General features: G+C 72.5%; 22 protein-coding genes. 11 read left to right on the top strand and 11 right to left on the bottom strand.

The window, feature by feature from the left end:
* Positions 1-646: 646 nt before the first annotated feature.
* The 3 genes from UW392_RS44985 to UW392_RS44975 form a co-directional block, all read right to left on the bottom strand.
* Positions 647-2,158 (bottom strand): amidohydrolase, encoded by a 1,512-nt coding sequence (locus tag UW392_RS44985; RefSeq protein ID WP_320781121.1) that lies wholly within the window; start codon positions 2,156-2,158, stop codon positions 647-649.
* Positions 2,159-2,304: 146 nt separating this feature from the next.
* Positions 2,305-3,741 carry a M14 family zinc carboxypeptidase gene (locus UW392_RS44980; protein ID WP_320781120.1) on the bottom strand — a complete coding sequence of 479 codons (1,437 nt, stop codon included), beginning with the start codon at positions 3,739-3,741 and terminating at the stop codon, positions 2,305-2,307.
* A 59-nt stretch (positions 3,742-3,800) separates the two neighbouring features.
* Positions 3,801-7,226, bottom strand: coding sequence for a CARDB domain-containing protein (locus UW392_RS44975; RefSeq protein ID WP_320781119.1), 3,426 nt, complete (start codon positions 7,224-7,226; stop codon positions 3,801-3,803).
* A 407-nt stretch (positions 7,227-7,633) separates the two neighbouring features.
* Between UW392_RS44975 and UW392_RS44970 the strand changes: the two genes are divergently transcribed.
* Entirely contained in the window at positions 7,634-8,074 is a 441-nt protein-coding gene (locus tag UW392_RS44970) for an SRPBCC domain-containing protein (RefSeq protein ID WP_320781118.1), read from the top strand.
* Positions 8,075-8,090: 16 nt separating this feature from the next.
* Here UW392_RS44970 and UW392_RS44965 read toward each other — a convergent pair whose 3' ends face one another.
* Positions 8,091-8,756, bottom strand: coding sequence for a response regulator transcription factor (locus tag UW392_RS44965; RefSeq protein ID WP_320781117.1), 666 nt, complete (start codon positions 8,754-8,756; stop codon positions 8,091-8,093).
* Between the two features lie 471 nt (positions 8,757-9,227).
* Here UW392_RS44965 and UW392_RS44960 point away from each other — a divergent pair, with 471 nt between their 5' ends.
* On the top strand, positions 9,228-10,304 hold the full coding sequence (locus tag UW392_RS44960) for an NADH:flavin oxidoreductase/NADH oxidase (RefSeq protein WP_320781116.1): 1,077 nt from the start codon (positions 9,228-9,230) through the stop codon (positions 10,302-10,304).
* A gap of 35 nt (positions 10,305-10,339) precedes the next feature.
* Complete coding sequence (locus UW392_RS44955; protein ID WP_320781115.1) at positions 10,340-11,047, top strand: DUF998 domain-containing protein; 708 nt, start codon at positions 10,340-10,342, stop codon at positions 11,045-11,047.
* Here UW392_RS44955 and UW392_RS44950 read toward each other — a convergent pair.
* Together UW392_RS44950 and UW392_RS44945 are read right to left on the bottom strand one after the other, a co-directional pair.
* Positions 11,044-11,256 carry a hypothetical protein gene (locus UW392_RS44950; RefSeq protein ID WP_320781114.1) on the bottom strand — a complete coding sequence of 71 codons (213 nt, stop codon included), beginning with the start codon at positions 11,254-11,256 and terminating at the stop codon, positions 11,044-11,046. The genes UW392_RS44955 and UW392_RS44950 overlap by 4 nt on opposite strands.
* Before the next feature lie 70 nt (positions 11,257-11,326).
* On the bottom strand, positions 11,327-12,154 hold the full coding sequence (locus tag UW392_RS44945; RefSeq protein ID WP_320781113.1) for an alpha/beta hydrolase: 828 nt from the start codon (positions 12,152-12,154) through the stop codon (positions 11,327-11,329).
* A gap of 422 nt (positions 12,155-12,576) precedes the next feature.
* Here UW392_RS44945 and UW392_RS44940 point away from each other — a divergent pair, with 422 nt between their 5' ends.
* The gene (locus tag UW392_RS44940) at positions 12,577-13,869 is read left to right on the top strand and encodes a YeeE/YedE family protein (RefSeq protein ID WP_320781112.1); all 1,293 of its coding nucleotides are present in this window, start codon (positions 12,577-12,579) and stop codon (positions 13,867-13,869) included.
* A gap of 83 nt (positions 13,870-13,952) precedes the next feature.
* A complete protein-coding gene (locus UW392_RS44935) occupies positions 13,953-14,633 on the top strand; it encodes a hypothetical protein (RefSeq protein ID WP_320781111.1) in 681 nt (226 codons plus the stop codon).
* An 8-nt stretch (positions 14,634-14,641) separates the two neighbouring features.
* On the opposite strand, the gene UW392_RS44930 is transcribed toward UW392_RS44935, so the two are convergent.
* The gene (locus tag UW392_RS44930; RefSeq protein WP_320781110.1) at positions 14,642-15,427 is read right to left on the bottom strand and encodes an SDR family oxidoreductase; all 786 of its coding nucleotides are present in this window, start codon (positions 15,425-15,427) and stop codon (positions 14,642-14,644) included.
* Between the two features lie 102 nt (positions 15,428-15,529).
* Between UW392_RS44930 and UW392_RS44925 the strand changes: the two genes are divergently transcribed.
* The 4 genes from UW392_RS44925 to UW392_RS44910 all read left to right on the top strand — a co-directional run bounded on the left by UW392_RS44925 (position 15,530) and on the right by UW392_RS44910 (position 18,161).
* On the top strand, positions 15,530-16,147 hold the full coding sequence (locus UW392_RS44925) for a TetR/AcrR family transcriptional regulator (RefSeq protein ID WP_320781109.1): 618 nt from the start codon (positions 15,530-15,532) through the stop codon (positions 16,145-16,147).
* 166 nt (positions 16,148-16,313) lie between these two features.
* Positions 16,314-17,507, top strand: a complete 1,194-nt coding sequence (locus UW392_RS44920; RefSeq protein ID WP_320781108.1) for a cytochrome P450 — start codon at positions 16,314-16,316, stop codon at positions 17,505-17,507.
* A gap of 84 nt (positions 17,508-17,591) precedes the next feature.
* The gene (locus UW392_RS44915; RefSeq protein ID WP_320781107.1) at positions 17,592-17,822 is read left to right on the top strand and encodes a DUF2945 domain-containing protein; all 231 of its coding nucleotides are present in this window, start codon (positions 17,592-17,594) and stop codon (positions 17,820-17,822) included.
* A 6-nt stretch (positions 17,823-17,828) separates the two neighbouring features.
* Positions 17,829-18,161: a DUF3140 domain-containing protein gene (locus UW392_RS44910; RefSeq protein ID WP_320781106.1), complete on the top strand. Its 333-nt coding sequence runs from the start codon at positions 17,829-17,831 to the stop codon at positions 18,159-18,161.
* A gap of 25 nt (positions 18,162-18,186) precedes the next feature.
* Here the strand turns inward: UW392_RS44910 and UW392_RS44905 are convergent, their stop codons facing one another.
* From UW392_RS44905 to UW392_RS44890, 4 genes are all read right to left on the bottom strand, one after another.
* Entirely contained in the window at positions 18,187-19,293 is a 1,107-nt protein-coding gene (locus UW392_RS44905) for an AI-2E family transporter (protein ID WP_320781105.1), read from the bottom strand.
* 69 nt (positions 19,294-19,362) lie between these two features.
* A complete protein-coding gene (locus UW392_RS44900; RefSeq protein ID WP_320781104.1) occupies positions 19,363-21,042 on the bottom strand; it encodes a CotH kinase family protein in 1,680 nt (559 codons plus the stop codon).
* Positions 21,042-21,719, bottom strand: a complete 678-nt coding sequence (locus UW392_RS44895; protein WP_320781103.1) for a DUF4956 domain-containing protein — start codon at positions 21,717-21,719, stop codon at positions 21,042-21,044. Before UW392_RS44895 ends, UW392_RS44900 begins: the two co-directional genes overlap by 1 nt.
* A complete protein-coding gene (locus UW392_RS44890; RefSeq protein WP_414497345.1) occupies positions 21,716-22,639 on the bottom strand; it encodes a polyphosphate polymerase domain-containing protein in 924 nt (307 codons plus the stop codon). Before UW392_RS44890 ends, UW392_RS44895 begins: the two co-directional genes overlap by 4 nt.
* A 264-nt stretch (positions 22,640-22,903) precedes the next feature.
* Between UW392_RS44890 and UW392_RS44885 the strand changes: the two genes are divergently transcribed.
* The gene (locus tag UW392_RS44885) at positions 22,904-23,374 is read left to right on the top strand and encodes a DUF4334 domain-containing protein (RefSeq protein WP_320781102.1); all 471 of its coding nucleotides are present in this window, start codon (positions 22,904-22,906) and stop codon (positions 23,372-23,374) included.
* Positions 23,371-24,468, top strand: a complete 1,098-nt coding sequence (locus UW392_RS44880; protein ID WP_320781101.1) for a zinc-binding dehydrogenase — start codon at positions 23,371-23,373, stop codon at positions 24,466-24,468. Before UW392_RS44885 ends, UW392_RS44880 begins: the two co-directional genes overlap by 4 nt.
* Positions 24,469-24,702 lie beyond the last annotated feature (234 nt).

The raw sequence follows: 24,702 nt of genomic DNA, 5'->3' as shown, positions 1-24,702 counted from the left end.
CGGGCGGCCGGGCCGCGCTCTCGGCACCGCGCGCCCTCGGCCGCCTCGGCGACCCGGGCGACTGACCCCCGGGAAGCTCCGCCGTCCGCCGGTGCCGCCGTGACCGAGGAACGGAAACGCGACGGCCGAAGCTGTACAGGGGAATGTTCCGGTCCGACTGCGCCGGACCGTTTCCGCTGCGACGATTCAGACAGGTGTCCGTGCCGAAGGAGCCGCCGCCGGGGCGCGGGACACCGGATGACCGGCGGCGGCCGTGCACAGCGTCGCCGTGCCTCACGCGCGACACCGTGCGTGCCCCTCCGGCACCGGGCCCGCGGAAGAGGGCCCGGCTCGAACGAGCCGGAAGGGCTTCGGGCCGGCCCCGTGTTGTCGGCGGCACGGGACCGGCCGTCCTGAAGTGCGACTCCGTGTGCGGGTGGGGGAGCGGGCGGCCGGGGTGAGGGGCGCCGGAACGGCCTCCTTGCGGTACGGGTCCGTTACGCGTCCGGGGGCCGGGGACCTCGACGGCACACGGCCGTGGCGGCCGGGCGGTCTCGATCCACCGTAGACCTCCCGGCGGAGGAGACGGTACCGGTGCGGGGTACCAAGTTGGATGCGCCAGTTCCGGTACTACGGAGGGTGAGGCACGGCCGCCTCCGGTACGGGGTCAGGACGGGGGCCGGTGCGTGAAGGCACCGGCCACGAGCGTGGCGTGGACCGGCATCTCCCGCAGCTCCCGTGCCGCGCTGTCCAGCGGATCGGCGTCGGTCACCACCAGGTCGGCCGGGTCGCCGACCCGGACGAGGCGCCGGCCGCGGGCGGAGGCCGCGAGCGCGTCGGCCACCGGTATGCGCTGCTCGGGGTGGAACGGCGGGCGCCCGCCGGCGGTCCGGGTGACCGCCGACGCGAGGGTCAGCCACGGGTCGAGCGGCGCGACCGGGGCGTCCGAGCCCAGCTCCAGCACGGCCCCCGCCCGCAGCAGGTCGGCGAAGGCGTAGGCCCGGTGCGTCCGGCCGGCCCAGTGCCGCTCGGCCACGTCCCGGTCGTCCACGGCGTGGGTGGGTTGCACCCCGACGGTGACGCCCAGCGCGGCGAAGCGCGGGACGTCCTTCGCGGCCAGCAACTGGCCGTGTTCGACGCGGCCGTGGCAGCGCACCGCCTCGAACGCGTCCAGCGCGATCTCGTTGGCCCGGTCGCCGATCGCGTGCACCGCGGGCACGATGCCGTGCGCGGAGACACGGCGCAGCAGCGCGACCAGCTCCGCCGGGCTCACCTCCGCCAGGCCGCGCGCGCCGGGAGCATCCGGTTCCAGGCCGGGGTAGGCGTCGTGGCACAGCGCCGTACGGGTGTTGAGCGAGCCGTCGCTGAGCAGTTTGAACGGTCCCACCCGGAGCAGTCCGCCGGGCGCGTCCAGGACCTGGCCGGTGCGCAGTCCCCGGGCGATCGCCGCGTCCAGCTGCGGGAGCCAGATCGACGCCGCCACCCGCAGCGACAGCGGAGCGGCGTGCGCCCGGCGGGTCCAGTCGGTGACGTTGTCGGCGTACTCGAAGTCGATGACGCCGGTCACCCCGCGGGCCGCCGCCGCGGCGCACGCCTCCCGCACCCACCCGTCGGTGACCTCGTCGGACACGGCGGTGAGGTCGGCGACCGCCCGCATGCACGCGCCCTCCCGCAGCAGCCCCGTCGGGTGGTCGCCGTGCCCGGCGGCGGCGAGGGCGGCCGAGTTCAGCCAGGCGCTGTGCAGATCGGCGCCGATCAGCAGCGCGGGCCGGTCCCCGGTGACCGCGTCCAGCAGCCGCTTGTCGGGGGCGTCCGGCCACAGCCCGTCGCGGAAGCCGTAGCCGACCAGCGTCTCCCCGGCGGGCAGGGCGGCGGCCCGCGCGCCCGCCGCGTCGGCGGCCGACCGGGCGGAGGCGGCACCGGACAGGTCGAGCCGGCGGCGCACCCCCGCCCACTGGACCATGTGCACGTGCGCGTCCCAGAGGCCGGGCAGCAGCGTCCGGCCGTCCAGGTCGAGGCGCTCGCCCGGGGCACGCGGCGCCTCACCCGGGCCGTGGACGGCCGTGACGAGACCGTCCTCGATCCGTACGTCGCTGAGCGGGCCGCCCGCCCCGAGCCGGACCCGGACCAGGGTGAGCGGCGGCGCGGCGGTGGACGTGGTGGGCGCGGTGGTCGGCACGGGCTCCTCCGGGGATCGCGCGGGCACGGTGGCCGGTGGCCGGTGGCCGCGGTCTGGTCTGGGCTGTGCTGGGTTGTGCTGAACTACTGGACTGGACTGGACTGGACTGGGCTGGGCCGTGCGTACGCCTTACCGGACGCGGACCGTCAGCGGGACTCCTCGGTACGGGCGTGGTCGGCGGCGGCGAGCAGCGCGCCGTACTGCGCCCCGGCCAGCGTCGCGATCGGGAGGGGCTCGCCGGTGACCGGTGCCGCCTCGCGCTCCCACACCTCGTAGGCGGCGAGCAGCTCCCGGTGGTGGCGGCGGACCTCGATCGTCGCCGTGCCGGCCCGTACCTCGGCCTCCAGGGCGCGCAGCAGCATCCCGCCGAAGCGGATGCGGAAGCTGTGCACGCTCGCCGCGCAGTCGTACGCCTCGGCGACGGTGGCGGGCCGGTCGGGAAGTCCGTCGGCGCGGGCCGACTCCAGGGCGGCCAGCTCGGGGAGCGAGGGGACGAAGTCCTCCACCGCCCGCAGGAACGGCGAGCGGACGGTCAGGTGGGGCCGGGCGGCGTCGAGGACACGGCCGAGGAAGGCGCCCGTCTCGCTCAGGGCCAGGGCCCGGCGCCGGACCACGTCGGCGTGGCGCTCCCCGGTGGGGGTGTCGTCGTCGGCGTCCGGGTGGGCGAAGTGCGGCACCTCGGTCACGAAGTAGAAGGTGCCGTACCGCTCGGCGTACGCGGCACTGGACGCGCCCCCGATCCTGGCGGCGGCGTCGACGCCGAGGCTCTCCAGGTGGTCGTAGGCGTCCCGCATGTCGATGCAGCCGTGGACGGCCGGAGCGTACCGGGGGGTGTGGGCGGCCTCGGGTTCGCCGGTCGCCAGTGGCAGTCCGAGGGAGGCGGGGACGGCGGCGAGGGCGGCGTACAGCTCGGGTGCGGGCCGGTTGACGTAGTAGTAGACGCCGCCCGCCTCGGAGTTGTGCAGGGTGGTGAGGAAGCGCGGGCGGGTGTCGTCCAGCAGCCGCATCAGTGCCAGGGTCTCCGGGAGCACCCGGTCGAAGTACGCGTCCTTGTAGGCGAAGGGGAACGTCCACTCGACCTGTTCGCGGCCGGCCGGTCGGTAGAAGTGGCGTCCGTAGGCGCGCTTGTCGGCGGGCCGGGCGAACCACCCCTCGTTGAGGCGGGCCCCGTCCGGGTCCACGCAGGGCACGATGTGCCAGGCGCCGCCGAAGTGCGTGCGCAGCCCGGCGTCCTCGCACAGCGTGGTGGCCAGGTGCAGGGCGGTCACCGCGCCGACCGGTTCGTTGGGATGGACGCCGCCCACGACGACGTAGTCGTCGCGCCCCCCGTCGTCGTCGGCGATGACGAAACAGGGGATCGGATCGCCCAGTGTCGAGGTGCCGATGCGGCGTTCGGTCACCAGCCCCGGATGGCGGCCGGCCAGCTCCCGGAAGCGGTCGAGCAGCTCGTCGACGGACGGGTAGCCGTCGGCCGCGGGGACGGTGGCCGCGCGCCGCACCCAGGCATCGGCCCCGGCCGCCGGGGGCGGCGGTGCGGGGGCGGGCCGTGGGGAGCGCGCGGAGGCGGATTCGGCTTCCAGCATGGGATGAATGGTGGCACGGGGGAGACGGTGATCTCCCCCGGGCCGGTCGTAGCAGCGGATCAGCCGGTCCGGCGCCGGTCGGCAGCGCCCTGCGGTGTCCCCGTGATCGTGAACCGGGAGCCCGGTTCGATGAGCACGTCCCCCTCGGCGGAGTCGGTGATCGTGACGTCCGTCAGGGTGGCGCTGCCCCGGGCACCGCTCATCGCGAGGATGCCGGAGCCGTTCCGCGACCCGTCGATGCGCACATCGGTGATCTCGACGTCCGGCATGGCGCCGCCCCCCGTCTTGAACTGGATGCCGTCGTACGTCGAGTCGTGGATCTCCGTGTCCTCGATGGTGATCCCCGGGATGTCCTGGCCCTGGGCGAACAGGGTGATCGCGCCGAATTCCTGGTCCTCGTTCCAGAACGCGCCGCCCGTCCGGTGGAGGGCGTTGCCGGAGACCAGGGTCCGGCCCGAGAAGGGCAGCGGGTCGTGGTCGGTGGCGAGCATGATGCCGGGGTAGTTCATGGTGTCGGACACGATGTTGTTCTCGATGGTGTTGCCGTGGCCGCCGTACACGGCGATCCCGTTGGCCCGCCACGGCAGCTGGATGGTGTTGTTGCGGAAGTGGTTGTCGTGGCCGACGTCCACGGCGGTGTCCTTCACGTACTTGCTGGCCCACACCGCGAGGGAGTCGTCGCCGGTGTTGCGGAACGACGAGTTGTGGACGGTGGAGTCGCGGGTGCCGTTGGCGAAGTTGATGCCGTCGGCGTAGGTGTCGCGGATGCGGACGCCGGTGAACTCCAGGCCGTCGCCGGGGCCCCACAGCTCGGGGATGTCGGAGTAGTCGCGGCCGGCCCAGACGCCGACGTTGGCGTGCTCGATCCACACGTTGGTGATCTTCGTGTTCTCGCCGAAGCGGCCGTTGAGGCCGACCCCGCCCTCGTGGTTGCCGTCACCGCCCCGGATGGTGCCGGAGCCGAAGATCGCGATGTCGGAGATCTGGGTGTTGTCGTCGATGTCGAAGCCGAAGTTGCCCTCGTGCGGATGGTTGATGCCGCCCGCCTCGTGCGGTGGGGTGAGCGTGTAGAACTGCGAGTGCCACATGCCCGCGCCGCGGATCGTGACGTCGCGGATGCCGACCTGGTTGTACTGGCCGCGGTTCTGCGGGTCGTCGGTGAGGATCTTCTGCTCCTGGCGCCACTGCCCGGCCGGCACCCACACGCAGGGGATCTGGCCGTTCTGGTCGGCGGTGACGGCCCGCTGCAAGGCGTCGGTGTCGTCGAGCCCGTCGCCCGGGACGGCCCCGTACTCGGTGATCGAGACGCAGTTCGCGGGCTTGGCGGCGGGCGGCGCGACCTGCTCCAGGTCGATCAGGTCGATGACCTGGTAGGCGGCCGAGTCGCTCGCGTCCCGCTGGAGCCGGAACGTCGTGCCGCTCGGGTAGGTCTTCGGCAGCAGCGCGTGGGACTCGTCGAAGAGCCGCCGCGCGTCGCCGCCGGGCCGGTTGGTGAGCCCCTCCGGGTCGTCGGTGGTGCCGTACAGCCAGCTGTGCTTCGACGACAGGGTCAGCTTCCGCACGAACTGTCCGTCGGCGTACAGGCTGATCGAGGCGTCCGCGCCACCGCCGCCCGCGGCGTCCGGGACGGAGTTGCGCACGACGACGGAGTTGGTGGACGTCGTGGAGGTGAACTCGACGTGGTCGCCGGTGGAGTCGAGCCGGACCGAGGCGCGGCCCGAGGACTCGGTGCCGAAGTTCGTGTGCCCGAAGGTCCGCTCGGCGTCGGCCGTGAGCAGGGTGCCCTCGTACCGGCCGTCCTCCGCCTCGTACTCGGTGTACGGCACGGCGGCGCCGCGGCCGACGACGAGGGACTCGGTGCGGACGTTGTTGTCCTCGTTCGTCTCGTCCACCACGCCGGTGGCGTCGGCGGTGGCGGTGAGGACGACGCCGCCCGCGGTGGCCGTCCAGGTACCGGTGACGGGCACGTTCACCGTGGCGTCGGGTTCGATCCGGCCGGTGGTGCCGTCCAGGGTGGTGGTGCCGGCCTGGAGGCGGGTGACCGAACCGGCCGCCGCCGCGGTGGTGCCGCGGTTGTGCACGGCGACGGTGAAGGAGACCCGGGCGCCCACGGCCGGATCGGCCGGGTCGCCGGTGATCGAGCGGACCTCCAGGTCGGGACCGGGTGCCCGGCCGACGACCAGCCGGTCGGAGGCGTTGCGGCTGTTGTTGGTGTCGTCCAGTTCGGTCACCGTGTTCCGGGGATCGACCACCGCGGAGACGGCGTAGTTCCCGGCCGCGTGGGTCCCGGTGGCGACGGCGACCTCGGCGGACGCGCCCGGTTCGAGGGCGGGCACCTCCCCGCTCCCGGCGACCGTGCCCTCCACGGAGACCTCGACGGCCGTCGCGGCCGACCGCGCGGTCCCGGCGTTGCGGACGGTGGCGTGGACGGTCACCGCGTCCCGCTCACCGGGGTCGGCGGGCGACCAGTCGAGCCCCGTGACGGTCAGATCGGGCGCGGGCGCGGCCGTGCCGACGACCTGGAACTCGGCGACCTGGCCGCCGGGCGCGCCGGTGTTGGCGAAGAACCTCAGCCGTACGTCCGCCCAGCGGCCGCTGACCGGGATCGTCACCGTGTTGCCGGTGGCCGGGCCGAAGGCGTAGTCGGCGCGGTCCCGGGCGGAGGTGAAGCCGCTCGCCGCCGCCGCGCGGCCCAGCACCTGGACGGACTGGGTACGGGCCGACCAGGCCGGGTCGGGGTTGAGCTTGACGACGACACCGGTGACGTCCGCGTCCGAGCCCAGCTTCACGGTGAGGTCGGCCGGGTGGCCCGCGGCCTCCCAGTAGGTGGCGGTGGAACCGTCGTTGGCGTTGGCGGCGACGTAGTTCTGCGTCGAGGAGGTGGCCTCGACGGGCTTGCCGCGGGCCAGGTCGGTACCGGTGGGCGGCTCGGTGGTGGGCTCCTCGCCGTACACCTCCAACTCGGCGAGTTGCGCCGCGTTCCAGCCGGTGTTGCCGGTGATGTGCACCCGGACGTGGCGGACGTCGGCGGCGTCGGCGAGGTCGACGGCGACGGTGTTCGCCCTCGCCGGGTCGAAGGCGCGGGCGGCCGACGCGGCCAGGGTGCGGAAGGAGGAACCGTCGGCGCTGCCCTGGACGGAGAGCGTCTGGGTACGTCCCTCCCAGCCGGACGGCAGCTTCAGCACGACGCGTTCGACGTCCCGGGCCGTTCCGAGGTCGGTCTGCACCCACTGCGGGAGGGACCCGGCGGGACCCTCCCAGTAGGACGCCTGCGTGCCGTCGGTGACATGACGGGCGGGGTACTCGCCGTGCGAACCGCCCGCCGTGGCCGGACGGCCGAGCGCGAGGTTGGTGTCGGCGGCCGCGGTCCGTGCGGGGGCGGCCTGGGCGGGGGCGGCCAGGGTGAGTGGGGCCAGGCCCGCCGCCATGAGCCCGGCCAGGACGGCACAGGTCAGCGGCCGGCGGCCGAGGGGTCTCCATCTCATGAGGTCCTCTGTTCCATGGGGGAGGAGCGGATGATGATGCACGCCAATTGAGTAACTCGGTCGGCTTTTTGCGGAAAACGCGTCATCAGAGTTGTGGGGGGTCCAGGCTTTGTCAATGGGTGCGGAAGAGGGTCGTGAACCGGTCAAAATCAGCTTGCGCGCCTTGCGTTGCTTGCATGGAGTGAACCGTCAGGACGAATGGGGTGAAGAGGGGAAGGTCGTACCCCTCCGTGATCCTGATGCGGCAATTAATTGAGCAACTAGCGCAAATTACTTGCCTATTGACCGCAGGTTGACGCGTGTGATGAGTTCCCTGTGCGGGTGCGGAGGTCCGCCGATGACTTTCCGCGCCCGGCGCCGTCCACCATCACGACGCCCGACGCGCGGGCGGGACGAGGAGGCGACACATGAGCACCGAGCACACCACCCCGGACAGCGGTTTCTCCTACACACTGATCCGGACCCTCGACGTCCCGCCGCGGCGGGTGTGGCAGGCGTGGACCTCGGACGAGCAGTACGCGCGGTGGGCCGGGGCCGTGGAGGGCTCGGTGGAACTGGACGCGCGGCCCGGCGGCGTGTGGAAGTCGACGATGGTCACCCCGGACGGCGCGCGGTTCGCCCTGACCGGGTCCTACCTGGAGGTCGAGGAGGGCCGCCGCCTGGTGATCGGCATGGACGCGGGCGGCACGCCCGCCGCCGTGGTCATGACGGTCGAACTCGGTGAGCTGTCCGGCGGACGCACCCGGATCACCGTCAGCCAGACCTGCGCCACGGCCGAGGAACGCGACATGGCCGAGCAGGGCAGCACGGTGCTGCTGGACGGGCTCGGCGCCTATCTGGCCGAGTAGCCCGCGCCGGGCCCGGTCACCGGCCCAGGCCGGCGTCCCGGGCCCGGGTCATCGCGTCGTCCCTGTTGCTGACCTGGAGCTTGGCGAAGATGTGGGACACGTGGTTGCGGACCGTCTTGTCCGACAGCACCAGGTGCCGGGCGATACGCCGGTTGGTGTGCCCGCGGGCCAGCAGGTCGAGGATCTCCCGCTCCCGGTTGGTGAGCTGGGGGAAGGCGAGCCGTCCGGGCACGTCGTGGATCACGGAGAAGTAGGCGACCAGGCGCTCGGCGATGGACGCGCTGAAGACCGCGCCGCCCTCGGCCACCGTCCGTACCGCACGCACGAGTTCGTCCCGCGACGCCTCCTTGGCCACGTAACCGTGCGCGCCCGCGCGCAGCGCCGCCACCACCTCGTCGTCGTCCTCGTACAGGGAGACGACGAGGACCCGCGGCCGGTGGCCGGCATCCCCCGCGGTGATCGCGCGGATCGCGCGGATCGCCTCCACGCCCGGCATCCGGGGCAGCCGCAGATCCATCAGGACCACCTGCACCGCCGGGCCGAGCCGTCCGACGGCCTCCACCGCGTCCTCGCCGGTGCCCGCCTCCCCGACCACGGTCAGCCCGTCGTCTCCGGCGAGAGCGACCCGCAGCCCTTGCAGGAACAGGGGGTGGTCGTCGACGAGGAGCACCCCCACGGTCACGCCGCGCTCCGGGGGAGAGGGGCGCCCGCCGGAGCGGTCGCCGCGGTGGCGTATTTCCCGGCGGTCTCCGCCGGCCAGGCCGTTCCGTGCACCGCAGTCCCCCTGTTCCGCGCGGTAAGCCGCACTCAAGGGTAGGTCTCCGGCCGTCCTCGCCGGAGAGCCTTTTCCGGTCACCCGCAGGGCCTCTGACGTCGGGCAACGGCCACCCGAAGGGGTGATGTATTAGAACGCCGGGCCGATGCGGAAACGTCGGTGTGCGAAATAGGCGAGGGAGGTCGGGAGGTTTATGGCGGGGGAGTCCACCGAAAGGATTGCCGGTCGGATCGACGCGAAAGCGATGTAGGGAGAGGGTCGGTCGCCAGTTGGTTGCAAGCGCGGCCTATTGCGTATGCAGGTATCGTCGAAGTGGTAATATCGACGCGTGCAAGCAAGTCGGTCCCGTGCCGCTTCCCCAACCCACTGGAGTCATAGGTGAGTTCTCTCTTCGAGCCCTACAAGCTGCGGTCGGTCACCGTCCCGAACCGGGTGTGGATGCCCCCGATGTGCCAGTACTCCGCCGCCCCCGACGGTCTCTCCCAGGGCGTGGCCACCGACTGGCACTTCCAGCACTACGGCGCCCGCGCGGCGGGCGGCACCGGGCTGATCGTCCTGGAGGCCACCGGCGTCGCCCCCGAGGGGCGCATCTCCCCCCAGGACCTCGGCCTGTGGAACGACACGCAGGCCGGCGGGCTGCGCCGCATCACCGACTTCCTCAAGAGCCAGGGCACCGTTCCTGCCGTCCAGCTCGCCCACGCCGGGCGCAAGGCGTCCACCAGTCAGCCGTGGGCGGGTGACCGCCCGGTCGGAGCGGACGAGCACGGCTGGACGCCGGTCGGCCCCAGCGCCGAGCCCTACCCCGGTCTGAAGGTCCCGCACGAGCTGACCCTCCAGGAGATCGCCGACAGCCTCGACAGCTGGCGCGCCTCGGCCCGGCTGGCGCTGGCCGCCGGGTTCCAGGCCGTCGAGATCCACGGCGCCCACGGCTACCTGATCGGCAACTTCCTCTCCCCGCACAGCAACCGGCGCACCGACCGCTACGGCGGCGGCTTCGACGGTCGCATCCGCTACGCCGTCGAGGTCGTCGACGCCGTGCGCGAGGTCTGGCCGGACGACCTCCCGCTGTTCTTCCGCGTCTCCGCCACCGACTGGCTCCAGGAGGGCGGCTGGACCCCGGACGAGACCGTCGCGCTCGCCCGCGTCCTCACCGAGCACGGCGTGGACCTGATGGACGTCTCCACCGGCGGCAACGCGGACGGCGTGACCATCCCCGTCGGGCCCGGCTACCAGGTCCCGTTCGCCGCGCGGATCAAGCGGGAGACGGAGATGGCGGTGGCGGCCGTCGGGGAGATCACCGACCCCGGCCAGGCGGAGAAGATCCTCGCCGCCGGAGAGGCCGACGCGATCCTGGTCGGCCGGCAGCTGCTGCGCGAACCCACCTGGGCCCGGCGCGCCGCCCGCGAACTCGGCGGCGACGTCCGGATACCCCCGCAGTACGGCTGGCGTCCCTGAACGGAGCCGGCTGACCGGCGCTTTATGGTGATCCGGTGCGAAATGTTCCCAGCTGGGCCCTGGTCTCCTCCGGGTGCGCGCCGGCCGCGCTCATCGCGGGGTGGACGCTCGCCGCGCTGCCGGAGGGACCGGCCTACGACCCCCTCACCCAGACGATCAGCGTCCTCGGGGCGTACGGGACGCCCGGCTACTGGGTGATGACCGGGGCGTTCCTGGCCCTGGGCGTCTGCCACCTGCTCACCGCGTGGGGCCTGCGCACGGTGCCGACGGCAGGGCGCCTGGCCCTGGGCGGCGGCGGGCTGGCGGCGTTCCTGGTGGTCCTGCTCCCCGCCCCGGCCAGCGGCGGGTCGCTGAGCCACGGCACGGCCGCCGCGATCGGGTTCACCCTGCTGACGGCGTGGCCGTTGCTGGTGGCACGGCCGGGAGCGGCGTCCGGCACGGGCGCCGGGGCGCGCCCGACCCCCGTTCCCTGGGCGCTGCGCCCCGTCCCCGCGATCGCCGTGAGCGTCGCGATGACCGCCGGCGGGATCTGGTTCATGGTCGCGATGCAGCGGGGCGGCGCGGCGGGGCTCGCCGAGCGGCTGGTGACCACCGCTCAGTCCGCCTGGCCCCTCGTCGTGGTCGTCTCCTGCCGCCGGTCCGCCGCCCGCGCGCAGGGGGACGGGACACCGGACCGCTCGCAGGGGGGTGGGCCACCGGACCGGTCGGACGGCGCGGGGGAGCGGCCCGCCCGACGTTCCTAGGCCCACTCGGAGGGGTCGCCGCCCCGCCACTCGATCAGGCGGGAGCGGACGACGTCCATCTCGTCCCAGCCCTGCAGCCCGGCCTGCTGGAGCAGACGGGCGACGTCGGACACGCTGTAGGCGCGGCCGAGGATCTCGCCGTCCACACGCACGCGACGGCCTCCGTCGTCGTCAGGCGGGTACACCGTCACCGGATGGGTCGCACTCATGTGACCAGCGTGCGGTCGGCACCGGCGGCGCGCATGCGGAGCGGCGGGAGACGGCCCGGTGGCCGCCGGTTCAGCCGTTGAGGAACTCCAGCAGGTCCCGGTTGAACCGCTCCTTGTCGCCCTGGACCATCGCGATGCCGTGCGAGCCGCCCTCGTACACCTTCAGCGTGGCGCCGGGGATGAGCTGCGCGGCCTTGCGGGCGGTGGCGTCGATCGGTACGACCTGGTCGTCGTCGCCGTGCACGATGAGCGTCGGCACGTCGAACTTCCGGCAGTCCTCGCGGAAGTCGGTGTAGCCGAAGGCGTCCACGCAGTCGACGCCACCGGTGATGGTCTGCTGCATGGCCATGTACCAGAACGCGTCCTTGTTGCCCTGCGTGACCTTGTTCCCGTCGCGGTTCGCGGAGAAGAACCCGACCGCCGTCTCCTGCCAGAACTGCGACCGCTCCTTGACGATGCCGGCCTTGATGCCGTCCAGCACCGAGGCGGGCACCCCCTCGGGGTTGTCCGGGCCCTGCGCCATCAGCGGGGTGACGGCGGAGAGCAGGACCGCCGAGTGGATCCGCCCGGTGCCGTGGCGGCCGATGTACCGCGCGAGTTCGCCGCCGCCCATGGAGTGGGCGACCAGGGTCACGTCGTGGAGGTCGAGACCCTCGATGAGGTCGGAGAGGTCGTCCGCGAAGGTGTCGAAGTCGTAGCCCGCGTACACCGGGGTGGAGCGTCCGTGCCCCCGCCGATCGTGGGCGATACCGCGGAAGCCCGCGTCGGCCACCGCCTTGAGCTGGTCCTGCCAGGCGTCGCCGTTGAGCGGCCAGCCGTGGATGAAGACGACGGGGCGCCCGCTGCCCCAGTCCTTGTAGAAGATCTCGACCTTGTCACGCGTCGTGCAGATGGGCATCAGCCTGTGCTCCTCGTGCGGAGGTGTACGGACACCGGATGCGGAGACGGGGCGGCGCGCTCCGGCGCCGGCTCTTTTCCGTGACCGCGCTCTCATCAGAGGCCAGCCCTCCGGCCGCCGCAATCCGTGGACCGGCCCGCCGCCCGTCCGGTACTCCGAACGGGTGACGAGGCCGCCCGTCCCAGAAACGGGTTCGCATCGTGAGACGGCGTTTCTCGCGGAGTCACTCCTTCCGTATATTCGCACGCATGTCTGCATCGGCCCCCTTGCTGTGTCTCGCGCTGTTCGCGAACTCGGAGTGGTGCGTCGACGACGGCCTCTGTCGCCGCTGAGCCCCCCGTCCCGACCGCGCCCGTACGACCCGCGCCGTCGGCGGCCCAGTGCCCCGTCCGTCACCCCTGTGCACTTCCCGGAGACCATCCGTGACCACCGCCCCTCCCGCCGGGCCGGCCGCGCCGCCGCGCGTGCCCGCCGGGCTGTTCACCCCGTCCCCCACCTCCTCGGCCCGGCCGGTCGCGCCACCGCTGCCCCCGGTACGGCGGACCCCGCTCGTCGTGGCCGGTGTCCTGGCCGTGGCCCTGTCCGCCTACGTGTTCTCCGCGCACGGCGCCAAGCCCGGTGTGCTCCTGCTGCTCGGGCTCGGCCTCGGCGTCGCCCTCTTCCACTCCCGGTTCGGCTTCACCTCCGCCTGGCGCCAGCTCGTCGCGGTCGGCAACGGCACCGGACTGCGGGCGCACGCGCTGCTCCTCGGCACGACCGCGACGCTCTTCGCGGTCGTCATCGGCACCGGCACCGGCCTGTTCGGCTCCCAGCCCGCGCCGTCCGGCGGCTCGCTCGGGGTGGGACTCGTCGCCGGTTCGGCGCTCTTCGCGATCGGCATGCAGCTCGGCGGCGCGTGCGCCTCCGGCACCCTCTTCGCCGTCGGCTCGGGACAGAGCTCGGTGGTGCTGACCCTCGCGGGATTCATCGCCGGTGCCACCCTCGCCGCCTGGCAGTTCGACCTCTGGAAGGACCTCCCGGCCTGGGACCCGGTCGTCCTCTCCGACCACATCGGCTGGTTCGGCTCCTGGGCCGTGACGATCGCCGCGCTGCTCGTCGTGGTCTTCGTCTCCCGCCGCGTCCAGGCCCGCCGCAACCCGCCGCCGCTCGGCCCCGTCCCCTCCGCGCGCACCGCCGCCGTCCGCGCCCTGCGCGGCTCCTGGCCGCTGGCCGTCGGCGCCCTGGCGCTGGCCGTGCTCGGCGCGGGCGTGCTGCTGGTCTCGGGCGGCGCCTGGGGCGTCACCAGCGCCTTCAGCCTCTGGGGCTCGGAACTGGTGCGCGCCCTCGGCGGACACCCGGAGACCTGGTCGTTCTGGCAGCAGCCCGGCAACGCCGACATGCTGGCCGGGTCCGTCCTGGCCGACAAGAACAGCCTCACCGACATCGGCATCATGATCGGCGCGGCCGTCGCCGCCGCGCTCGGCGGCACCTGGGCGCTGCACCGCGGCATCCCGTGGCGCACGGCGGTCGCCTCGGTGCTCGGCGGCGTCCTGATGGGTATCGGCGCCCGACTCGCCGGCGGCTGCAACATCGGCGCCTACCTGGCGGGCATCGCCTCGGGCAGCGTGAGCGGCTGGGTGTGGGGCGCGTTCGCGCTGGCCGGCACCTGGGTCGGTCTCAAGCTGCGCCCGCTCTTCGGCCTGGGCAACCCCAAGCCGGGCGACGGCGTCTGCTGAACGGACGGTATTCGTCCAAGGAGTGGGACGGCTCGCCGCTCCCTCACCCCTGGGACCCCGACCACCGACCACCAGGAGCTGCCATGACGGCGCATCCCCCCGCCCCCGCCCCGGCAACGCTCGCCGGGGCGCGGCGCGCCCTCGACGCCGGGCGGGCCGTCGTCCTTCCCAACCCCGCGCCGCTGACCCACGTCGTCACCGCCGCCGTCGCGCCGGCCGTGAACGAGGCCAAGGGGCGGCCCGCCGGACAGCCCGTCGCCCTGTGGGCCCACCACCCCGGCACCCTGGCCGACCTGGATCCCCTCTGGGACCTGTCGTCCGCCGACCGCGAACTGGCCCGGCGGCTGCTGTCCGAGGAACACCTGACGGTGCTGCTGCCGCTCCGCCCGGACACCGCACGGCCGTCCTGGGCCCGCCCGGCCGTCAAGAACGGCTGGATGCTGCTCTTCGGCGCCCGCTGGGAGCCGGTGCGCCCGCTGCTGGACGACCGTCCGGTGCTCTACGTCAGCAGCGCCAACCGCACCGGCGGTCCGCCCGCGGCCACCGCCGCCGAGGCGCTCGCCGCGTTCCCGCCCACCGTGCCGGTCCTCGCCGACCCGCACCCGGTGCCGTCGGCCGGTCCGCGCCGGGCGACGACGACCGTACGGCTGTACGGCGACGGACGGCTGACCCTGCACCGCCACGGCGCGCAGGACGCCTCCTACGACGACCCCGACGACTACCTCGGCGCCCTGCGCGTCCGATACGTGACGGGGCCCCGGTAGGGCACTTCTCAGTACTTCTCGGACTGGCCGCCGTCGACCGCGACCACCGTGGCGTTGATGAAGGAGGCCTCGTCCGACAGCAGGAACGCCACCAGGCCGGCGACCTCCTCGGGACGCCCGAACCGCTTCATCGGGTTGACGCTGACGAACTGCCGCCCCGCCTCTTCCCAGTTGACCGGGTCGAGCTGCTTGAGCGAGCCCTCGACCATCGGGGTCATGATGGCGCCCGGCGCGATGGCCTTGACGGTGACGCCGAACTGGCCGTACTCGATACCGGAGTTGCGGGTGAGGCCGACGACGCCGTGCTTGGCCGCCGCGTAGCCGGACTGGTTGCCGACACCGCGGATGCCGCCCACCGAGGCCGTGTTCACGACGCTGCCGGAGCCCTGCTCGCGCATGACGGCCAGGACGTGCTTCAGCCCGAGGAACACGCCCTGCAGATTGATGGCGACGACCCGCTGGAACTCGTCGCTGCCGAACTCCTCGGTGAGGTTCTGGCGGCCCTCGATGCCCGCGTTGTTGAAGAAGCCGTCGATCCGGCCGTAGGCGCTCTTCGTCTCCTCGACGTAGCGCCGCACGTCCGCCTCGTCGCTGACGTCGGCGGTGACCAGCAGGACCTCGGTGCCGGGGGAGACCTTCTCGATCTCGGCGGCGGTGCCGGCCAGCCCTTCCGCGCTCACGTCGACGAGCGAGAGCTTCGCGCCCTCCTCGGCGAGCCGCAGCGCCGCGGCCCGGCCCAGACCCGAACCGCCGCCGGTGATGAGTACGACCTTGTCGTCGAACCTGTCCTTCATGAGAAGACCTCCTGGAACACCATTGTTGTCACTATTATTAGACAGTACGTACTGTCTCGTTATTCCCTCGACCCCCAGCTCACGCTCCCGGAGGGCGACACGATGACCCAGGACACGGGAACCCAGGACCCGGGGACCCAGGACACGGGCGGCCGGCCCCGCCGGGGACGCCGCCGGGACCCGGACGCCCACGCCGCCGTACTGCGGGCCACCCGCGAACTGGTCGCGGAGCTCGGCTACCACCGGGTCACCATGGAACGCATCGCCGCCCGCGCCGGTGTCGCCCGCATGACCCTGTACCGGTGGTGGCCCAACAAGGCGGCCGTGGTCACCGAGGCGGTGGCCGACCGCCTCGCCCCCGGGCCCCTGCCGGACACCGGTTCCACCCGCACCGACGCGATCGCCCACCTCGACGGCCTGGTCCGCACCCTGACCCTGCTCGGCGACCCGAGCGTGGTGGCCGGCGCGCTCGCGGAACGGGGCGAGGCCGGCCGCACCGACCTGCGCGACCTGCTCGCCGCCCGCCTGCGACCGCTGCGCGACCTGCTGGACCGCGGCGCCGAACGCGGCGAACTGCCGCCCGGCCTGCCCGTCGCCGCCCTCGTCGACAGCTGGGTCGGTTTCGTCCTGTACCGCATCGTCTTCACCGAACAGGTGCCGGCCGAGGACGAGGTCACCGCGCTGGTGGACGCACTGCCGTTCAGCGAGCCGGACGACTGATCCCGGGGCGGCGGACCCGGGCCGCGCGCCGCGCCCGCGACTGATCCGCGCCACCCCCGCGCGCCCCGGCGCACGCCAGGTTCCCCCTGGACCCGGTGCGCGGCGGGCCACCATCCTGGAAGGCGCCGTTCACCGCCGCGAACGGCCCCAGTGAGGTGGTAGCCGTATGAGCATCGTCGACCTCGCCGCGCTCGGCGAGTCGTTCACCCGCGACCCGTACCCCGTGTACGCGCGACTGCGGGAGCGGGGCCCGGTCCACCGCATCCGGATGCCGGAGGGCGCGGAGGCCTGGCTCGTCGTCGGGTACGAGGCGGGCCGCGCCGCACTGGCCGACCCCCGGCTCTCCAAGGACTGGAACCGGGCCTCGCCCGCCCTCGGGATCGACGCGATCGCCGCCGGGCCGCACATGCTCCGCGTCGACCCGCCCGACCACACCCGGCTGCGGAGACTGGTCGCCCGCGAGTTCACCGCGCGCCGCGTGGAACAGCTCGCCCCGCGCGTGCGGCAGACCGCCGGTGAACTCGTCGACGCCATGCTCGCCGCCCCCGACGGACGCGTCGACCTGGTCGAGGCCCTCTCCTTCCCGCTGCCGATCTCCGTCATCTGCGACCTGCTCGGCGTCCCCGACCTGGACCGCCACTCCTTCCGCGCCTGGTCGAACGACGCGCTCGGCAGCACCGACGCGGGCCGGCGCGAGGCCGCCGCCACCGCCATGGCCCGCTACCTCGCCCGTCTGGTCGACGACAAACGCCGGCACCGCGGCGACGACCTCATGAGCGCCCTCATCCACGGCCGCGAGGAGGACGGTGACACGCTCTCCCACGAGGAACTCCTCGGCATGGCCTGGCTGCTGCTCGTCGCCGGCCACGAGACCACCGTCAACCTCGTCTCCAACGGCGTCCTCGCCCTGCTCACCCATCCGGAGCAGCTCGCCGCGCTGCGCGCCGACCCGTCCCGGATCGACACCGCGGTGGAGGAGATGCTCCGCTACGACGGTCCGGTGGAGACCCCGACCTACCGCTTCACCACCGAGCCCCTCACCATCGGCGGCACCACCGTGCCCGGCGGTGGCGCACTCGTCCTCGTCGCCCTCGCCGACGCCAACCGCGACCCCGGCCGCTTCCCCGACCCGGACCGCTTCGACATCACCCGGGACGCCCGCGGCCACGTCGCCTTCGGCCACGGCATCCACTACTGTCTGGGCGCCCCGCTGGCCCGCCTGGAGGCCCGCATCGCCCTCGGCACGCTGCTGGAGCGCTGCGGCTCACTGGCCCTGGACATCCACCCCGCGGCGATCACCTGGCGCCAGGGCATGCTGATCCGCGGCCCGCGCGGCCTGCCGGTGCGGGTCTCCCCGTAGAGCCGCCGCGCGTGCGGGACCGGCCGGGTGGGGCCACGCTGGAAGGACGACGACCCACAGCGGTCCGCTACCGAGGAGTGCGGCATGGCGAAGAGCCAGGACGAGGGCAAGGGGCTGAAGAAGGGCGACAAGGTCGCCTGGAAGAGCCACGGCAGCGAGGCCGAGGGGAAGGTCGAGAAGAAGATCACCGGGCGGACGAAGGCCGCGGGCCGCACGGTGGACGCCTCGTCCGACGACCCGCAGTACCAGGTGCGCAGCGAGAAGTCGGGCAACTCGGCCGTCCACAAGCCGTCCGCGCTCAAGAAGAAGAAGTGAACCGGCGTGGGCGGCGATGACGACAAGAAGACCTCGGAGGAGTTCGGCGAGCTGGTGAACATGAAGCCGGCCGACCTGGAGAAGTGGCTGGACACCGAGGAGTCCAAGGACGCGGGCCAGCACAAGGGAGGCGGCGAGTCCACCGGCCACGCCTCGGGCCGCCGGATCGTGGAGATCCTCCGCGCCAAGAAGGGCGACCTCGGCGACGACGACTACGCCCACATGCGCAAGGTCGTCGGCTACATCCACCGGCACCTGGCGCAGCGGCCCTCAGGAGACGTCAAGGACACCAAGTGGCGCTACTCCCTGATGAACTGGGGCCACGACCCGCTGGCGTGACCCCGTCGGCCGGCCGCCTCCGCGCTCAGGCGGGCGTGGCCGGCTCCGCCTCCCGCCCCGGGTCGGCGGGCGGATCGGTCAGCTGCTCGCGTACGTAGTTCCACACGACCGCGATCATCGCGGCGACCGGCACGGCCAGCAGGCTGCCCGCGATGCCGGACAGGTTGCCGCCCAGGGTGACCGCGAGCAGGACCACCCCGGCGTGCAGCCCGAGGCCGCGGCTCTGCACGATGGGCTGGAAGACGTTGCCCTCCAGCTGCTGCACCACGATGATGATGGCCAGCGCGATCAGCGCGTCCGTCAGACCGTTGGACACCAGCGCGATGAGGACGGCGACGAAACCGGCGAACAGCGCTCCCACGATCGGCACGAACGCCGACACGAACGTCAGCACGGCCAGCGGCAGGACCAGCGGGACACCCAGAATCCACAGCCCGAGCCCGATGAAGACGGCGTCGAGCAGACCCACCAGCGCCTGCGACCGCACGAACGAGCCGAGGGTGACCCAGGCACGGTGGGCGACGGTGGGGATGTCGGTGGCCAGCCGGCCGGGCAGCTGACGCGTGAGCCAGGGCAGGAAACGCGGCCCGTCCTTGATGAAGAAGAACATCAGGAAGACGGCGAGCACCGCGGTGACCAGTCCGTTGACGACGGTGCCGACGCCGGTGGCGACCGCGTCGACGACGCTGCCCACACTGTCCTGGACCTTGGCCATGCCGGAGTCCACGGCACCGGTGATCTGGTCGTCGCCGATGTTCAGCGGCGGGCCCGCGGCCCAGTCGCGCAGGTGCTGGATGCCCGCGACGACACCGTCCGTCAACTCGTCGGTCTGGGAGGCCATGGGTACGGCGATCAGCGCCACCACACCGGCGGCGACCAGCAGGAACAGTACGGTGACCACGGACGCGGCCAGCGCCGGGGGCCAGCCGCGGCGGCGCAGGAGACGGGCCGGGGGCCAGGCCAGCGTGGTCAGCAGCAGACCGACGATCAGCGGCCACACCACCGACCACATCCGGCCGACGAGCCAGAGCACCACCGCGAGCATCGCGAGAATGAGCAGCAGGTCGAGGGAGAGCCGCGCCCCGGTGCGGAGCGCGGCGCGGGTTCTCGCGGAACTCAACGTGGCAGACATGGGGATCACCCTATGGCTCCCGTCCGCCGGGGCGGGACGGGAGCCACAGGGTGACCGTCGCCGTACGGGTCAGCCGGTGATCACCTCGTTCTTCGCCAGGCTGCTCGTCCGCTCCTCGACCGTGGTGCGCAGCGACTCGGCCGCGGTGCTCACACCGCTCTCGTCGGCGCCCGAACCGGTCGCCTGGCCGGCGATCGAGTCGAGGCTGTCGAGGGCGTTGCCGGAGGCGAAGAAGGTCTTGTACAGCTTCTTGTACGCGGCGTGGTAGACGGAGTCGAAGGCGTCCGTCTCCAGGAAGCGCTCCTTGAGGATGTTGCCGCCCATGCCGCCACCCATGCCGCCGCCCATGCCGGAGGGCATCCCCGACGGCATCGCGGCCGGTGCGTCGCCGTTCTGCTGCCCGACGCCCGGCATCATGCCGCCCCCGCCTCCGCCCATGCTGGTGCTGTCGTCGGGGCCGGTGGTCGCGGTGCCGGAGAAGGTGAGGTTGAAGTCCCAGCCGAGCACGGAGAACTTCTTGGTGTCCAGGTCGTACCAGAGCACGTAGTTGTTGCCCGGCCCGGCCATGTCGTCGAAGTTCAGGATCAGGTTCTGCGTGGCCACGTACTCGGCGAAGGAGTCGACGTCCACGTACTTGTCCAGATCCTCGGCGAACTCCTTGTCGGACGCCTGGTTCACCCACTTCAGCAGCTTCATCACCGGGGAGAGGTCCTGGCTGCCCTTCAGGTTGAGCTGCTTGAAGGACGTCTCGTACTCGGTCGGGTCGTCCCCCACGTAGTCGAAGCTGCCGCCGGCGCGCGCCTTGTAGGCCACGCCGGTCCCGCCGATCTCCGTGTCGACCCAGTCTTTGGCGGGGTTCTCGACCATGAGCCGGGTCGCCGTCGGACGGTTGTTGACCGTCAGCGCGGTGAAGGCGTAGTTCTCGGCCGTCTGCCCGGACTTCTTCATCAAGGACAGCGACAGTGCCTCGTTCAGCGGCAGCGCCTCGTCGACGCCGGGACGGAGCGAGAGTTCACGGTGGCCCTGGTAGGCGCGGCCCTCGACGTACTCGTCGATGCTGATGAGCCACGGCAGTTCCTCGGGCGCGGAGGCGGACAGGTCGTACTGCGCCATCCCGCCACCGCCACCGCCCTGCCGGCCCTGCTGCTGAGCACCGTCCTGCTGCTGAGCCTCACCTTGGGCACCGTCCTGCTGCGGAGCCTGGCCCTGAGCACCGTCCTGCTGCGGAGCCTCGCCCTGCGGGGCGTCACCCTGGGGAGCACCCCCGGGGAAACCGCCCTCGGGGAAACCGCCCTCGGGGAAGCCGCCCCCGGTGTCCCCGCCGCCACCCATGCCTCCGCCGGGCCCCCCGCCGGAGGAACCGCGCAGGCTCTGCAACGTCGAGTTGCCCTTCAGCCGGATGCCGACGTCGTTGAGGTACACGCCGTCGATGGTGAGGTCCGCCTCGATGTACTCCTTCTCGCCCTCGTCCTCGTACTTCTTCATCATGTCGTCGAAGTCGGTCTGCTCGTACTCGAGTTGGATCGTGTGGGCCCGCGATGTGTCGAACAGCCCGACCGTGCCGGTGACGTTGTCGGTGATCTCGTCCGCGTCCGCCCGGGAGGCACTGGTGACGAACGGGCTGACCCGCGCGTCGCCGAAGAAGACGAGCAGCACGACCATGCCCGCGGCCAGCAGCGCGGTCGGCTTCCAGTGGTGCCGCAGCCGTACCGGGACGCGGTGCGCCAGCCGCCTGCGGGGCGCCGCCATCAGAGGTCCGTCTGGTCGTAACCGGTCAGAACGGTCACGCGCTGGCCCATGGTCCGCTCGCGCAGCGCCGCGACCAGCTCACCGGGCTCGTGGCCCTTCTTGATGCGGACCGTGTAGAAGACCTCGGTCAGCGTTCCGCCCCGGATGGACTCCGTGCTGACCAGTTCGAACTCGTCGGTGTAGCGCAGCAGGACGTCCTGGATGGTGTGGGTGTGGTCCTCACCGGCGGGGACCTGGACCTTGACGACCTGACGCTGGACGTTGAGGGCGAACCAGTTGAACTTGCTCATCGCGAGGATGATGAGCGCGATGACGACGCCGCCGACGGCCGCGAGGGTGTAGAACCGGGCGCCGCAGGCCATGCCGATGGCCATCACCAGGAAGACGAAGCCGACGTCCCGTGTCTCCTTCACCGCGTTGCGGAAACGGACCACGGACAAGGCGCCCACCAGCGAGAACGCGCGGGCCAGGTTGGAGCCCACCACCAGCATGATGAGCGCGACGACCATGCCGACGATGACGAGCGTCTGCACGTAGGACTGGCTGTAGCTGACGTTCTTGTGGGTGGCCCGGTAGACGTACCCGATCAGGGTCGAGAGCACGAAGGACAGGGTCATGGCCAGCACGATGTCCGTGACACTGAACGTGCCGCTCAGGTCCTGAAGGTCGAGGTTCACGAGTGCAGTACCTCCGTGGTGCGGTGGGGGGTGGGGGACAGGGGAGCCGGGAGGTCTTCCTCCCGGACGTGGAAGACCGACCGGGGCGCCAGGCCGAACGACTCGACGCTCTGGACGTACTTGGAGACCCGGATCAGGTTGAGGTTGCGCCGGGCCGCGAGGTCGGTGATCCAGTACGGGGCCCGCTCGTTGACCTTGATCTCCATGACCGACAGGTGCGGCGGGACGATGAACCGGTTCTCGGGGGTCTCCGTGCCGAAGTGGAAGTCGCGGTCACGGCCGCGGATCCGGCGGTCGAAGGTCACCCGCAGACCCGTGTCCTGGTCCCGGCCGACCAGGGCCTCGCGCTGGTAGCCGGTGATGGCGGTGGGCTGGAGGTTCAGCCGGACGACGAGTTCGAGGACCTCGTGGACGAAGGCCCTCTCCCCGGGGGAGTGGGAGATCTCCTCCCGCTCGTCGCAGAGCCGGCGGGCAGTCTCGTACGGCAGCGTGATGCGCCGTTTCTGGGTGACCCGGTTGACGCGTTGCTTGATCTCGACGCACACCGGTGACTCGTCGGTGACGCCGTCGAGGTCGCCGTAGTGGCGGATGCGCAGCTTGCGGCGGAACTTCAGGCCCTCGATCTTCTCCCAGTAGAAGCGGAGCTGCGGGGTGTCGTAGTACAGGCTCCACACGCCGTAGCCGCCGACGGGGCTGTGCAGGTCGCGGTCCATCCGCTCGCCGAGTTCGTCCCGGATGGCGGCGGCCTGTTCCACCGGTACCAGGTACTTGAGCTCGTAGCGGTTGAAGGCGTGCAGTCTGCTGGCCACACGCAGGGCCTCTTCGGTCGCCGTGGGCGGGGCCCCGTGCGGTGTCCCGGGCACCTCGTCGTCGGCGCTCCCGCCGACGGCACGGCGACCGCGCTTCAGCCAGCCAGTCATGGGTTCCTCTCGATCCGGGGGTGATCGGCCTCCCCCCGTAAGGAACAGGTAAGAGATGAAAGGCTGCTGAGAGATTTCCACAAACAACATGAGGACTGGGAATGAACGTGAAGTGAACACCGGGTGCCTGCAGGGAGCGGTGAGGGAGCTCCGGCCCCCGGGGTGGTGACGGGCTCTGGTCCTGGGCGGGGTGGTGCTCCATACTGGCGGCGCAACATTGATACATGCTGTGATTGTTTGTATCTCGCCGCAGGGGAGTGTGGGATGGACGTCGAAGAGGCGCGGGCCCGGTTCGCGGTGCTGCGCGGCAAGGAGTCCGCCGTGTCGGCCGAGGAACTCGACGCGGTCTGGGCCGTGTTGCCCACCGTCCGCGTCGAGGAGATCCTCGGGGAGTGGCAGGGCGGTGAGTTCGACACCGGGCACCCGCTCAACGGCACCTTGCAGAAGGCCGGCTGGTACGGCAAGACGTTCGCCGCCGTCCACGACGCCCAGCCGCTGATGATGCGCGGCGCGGACGGCGAGCTGTACTCCGACACCGAGATGGGCAAGGGCGAGGCCAGCCTCTGGATGGTCGAGTTCCGCGGTGAGGTGACCGCCACCATGGTCTACGACGGCCGGCCGGTCTTCGACCACTTCAAGGCCGTCGACGACCACACCCTGATGGGCGTCATGAACGGCAAGGGCTTCGGCGACGGCCCCTTCTACTACTTCTTCCTCGAACGGGTCCGCGCGTGAGAGCCGCCGTCGTCGAGACGGCGGGCGGCGGCTTCACCGTCGAGGACGTCGGCATCGACGCGCCCCGGGACCGCGAGGTGCTGGTCGAGGTCCGCGCCTGCGGCCTCTGCCACACCGACCTCACCGTCGCAACCCACGGCCTCGGCCGGCTGCGGCCACCGGTCGTCCTCGGACACGAGGTGGCCGGTGTCGTCCTCGGCACCGGGCCGCGGGCGACGGAGTTCACGGCCGGCGACCACGTCGTGGGCTGCCTGGTCCAGTGGTGCGGCACCTGCCCCGCCTGCCGCGCCGGCCGTTACCACCAGTGCGCCCGCCCCGAGGAGACCCTGCGCGCACCGGGACACCGCGCCCCGCGGCTCAGCCGGTCCGGCCGGCCCGTCACCCAGGGGATGGGGCTGGGCGGTTTCGCGCAGCGGATCCTCGTCCACGAGAACCAACTGACCGCGGTGCCGCGCCGGTTGCCGTTCGACACCGCAGCCCTGCTCGGCTGCGGGGTCCTCACCGGCGTGGGGTCCGTCCTCAACGGCGCGCGGGTCCGGCCGGGCGAGACCGTCGCCGTGATCGGCGCCGGGGGCGTCGGACTCAACGCGATCGGCGGCGCGCGGATCGCCGGGGCCTCCCGCATCGTCGCCGTGGACGTACGCGACGGCAGCCTGCGGCGGGCCCGGGAGTTCGGCGCCACGGACGTCGTCGACTCCGCGGCGACGGACGCCGTCGCGGCCGTACGCGAACTGACCGGCGGGGGAGTGCGGCACGCCTTCGACGTCGTCGGCCTCGCGGCCACCACGGAACAGGCGCTCGGCATGACCGCGCTGGGCGGCGCCGTCCACGTGGTGGGTCTCACGGCGGGCGACGGCGCCGACCTGACCCTCTCCCTGCCCCGGCTGCTGCTCCAGCAGAAGACACTCCAGGGCCTGATCATGGGTGCGGCCGACCCGCGCCGCGACATCCCCCGCTACGCGGAACTCTGCCTGCGGGGCGAGCTGGACCTCGACGCCCTCGTCTCCCGGCGGATCGCCCTGCACGAGATCGACGAGGGGTACGCGGCGGCGCGGGACCCGGAGGTGGCGCGGGTGGTCGTCACGAGGTTCTGAGACACGGCGCCGCACCCGATCGCACACCGGGCACGGCACGAACGACGGCACACCACCACCTCTCCCGGGCTGCGCCTGCCGGGCGGCCCCTGGCGGGCTGCCCTTGCTGGGCTGCCCCTGCCGGTCCGTGCCTGCTGGGCGGCGCCTGCCGGTCCGCGCCTGCTGGGCGGCGCCTGCCGGGCTGCCTGTCCCGTGCCGCGCCTGCCGGTCCGTGCCTCCCGGGCGGCGCCTGCC

The organism is Streptomyces sp. CRN 30, assembly GCF_034105845.1.
Note: the sequence above shows the minus strand (reverse complement) of the source record. Positions and strands in the feature narration are given on the sequence as shown.

Excerpts from the sequence above, each read along its gene's own strand:
- UW392_RS44980 (WP_320781120.1), bottom strand. The coding sequence starts at position 3,741 with ATGCTGGAAGCCGAATCCGCCTCCGCGCGCTCCCCACGGCCCGCCCCC.
- UW392_RS44975 (WP_320781119.1), bottom strand. The coding sequence starts at position 7,226 with ATGAGATGGAGACCCCTCGGCCGCCGGCCGCTGACCTGTGCCGTCCTG.
- UW392_RS44970 (WP_320781118.1), top strand. The coding sequence starts at position 7,634 with ATGAGCACCGAGCACACCACCCCGGACAGCGGTTTCTCCTACACACTG.
- UW392_RS44950 (WP_320781114.1), bottom strand. The coding sequence starts at position 11,256 with ATGAGTGCGACCCATCCGGTGACGGTGTACCCGCCTGACGACGACGGA.
- UW392_RS44945 (WP_320781113.1), bottom strand. The coding sequence starts at position 12,154 with ATGCCCATCTGCACGACGCGTGACAAGGTCGAGATCTTCTACAAGGAC.
- UW392_RS44935 (WP_320781111.1), top strand. The coding sequence starts at position 13,953 with ATGACGGCGCATCCCCCCGCCCCCGCCCCGGCAACGCTCGCCGGGGCG.
- UW392_RS44930 (WP_320781110.1), bottom strand. The coding sequence starts at position 15,427 with ATGAAGGACAGGTTCGACGACAAGGTCGTACTCATCACCGGCGGCGGT.
- UW392_RS44925 (WP_320781109.1), top strand. The coding sequence starts at position 15,530 with ATGACCCAGGACACGGGAACCCAGGACCCGGGGACCCAGGACACGGGC.
- UW392_RS44920 (WP_320781108.1), top strand. The coding sequence starts at position 16,314 with ATGAGCATCGTCGACCTCGCCGCGCTCGGCGAGTCGTTCACCCGCGAC.
- UW392_RS44915 (WP_320781107.1), top strand. The coding sequence starts at position 17,592 with ATGGCGAAGAGCCAGGACGAGGGCAAGGGGCTGAAGAAGGGCGACAAG.
- UW392_RS44905 (WP_320781105.1), bottom strand. The coding sequence starts at position 19,293 with ATGTCTGCCACGTTGAGTTCCGCGAGAACCCGCGCCGCGCTCCGCACC.
- UW392_RS44900 (WP_320781104.1), bottom strand. The coding sequence starts at position 21,042 with ATGGCGGCGCCCCGCAGGCGGCTGGCGCACCGCGTCCCGGTACGGCTG.
- UW392_RS44890 (WP_414497345.1), bottom strand. The coding sequence starts at position 22,639 with ATGACTGGCTGGCTGAAGCGCGGTCGCCGTGCCGTCGGCGGGAGCGCC.
- UW392_RS44885 (WP_320781102.1), top strand. The coding sequence starts at position 22,904 with ATGGACGTCGAAGAGGCGCGGGCCCGGTTCGCGGTGCTGCGCGGCAAG.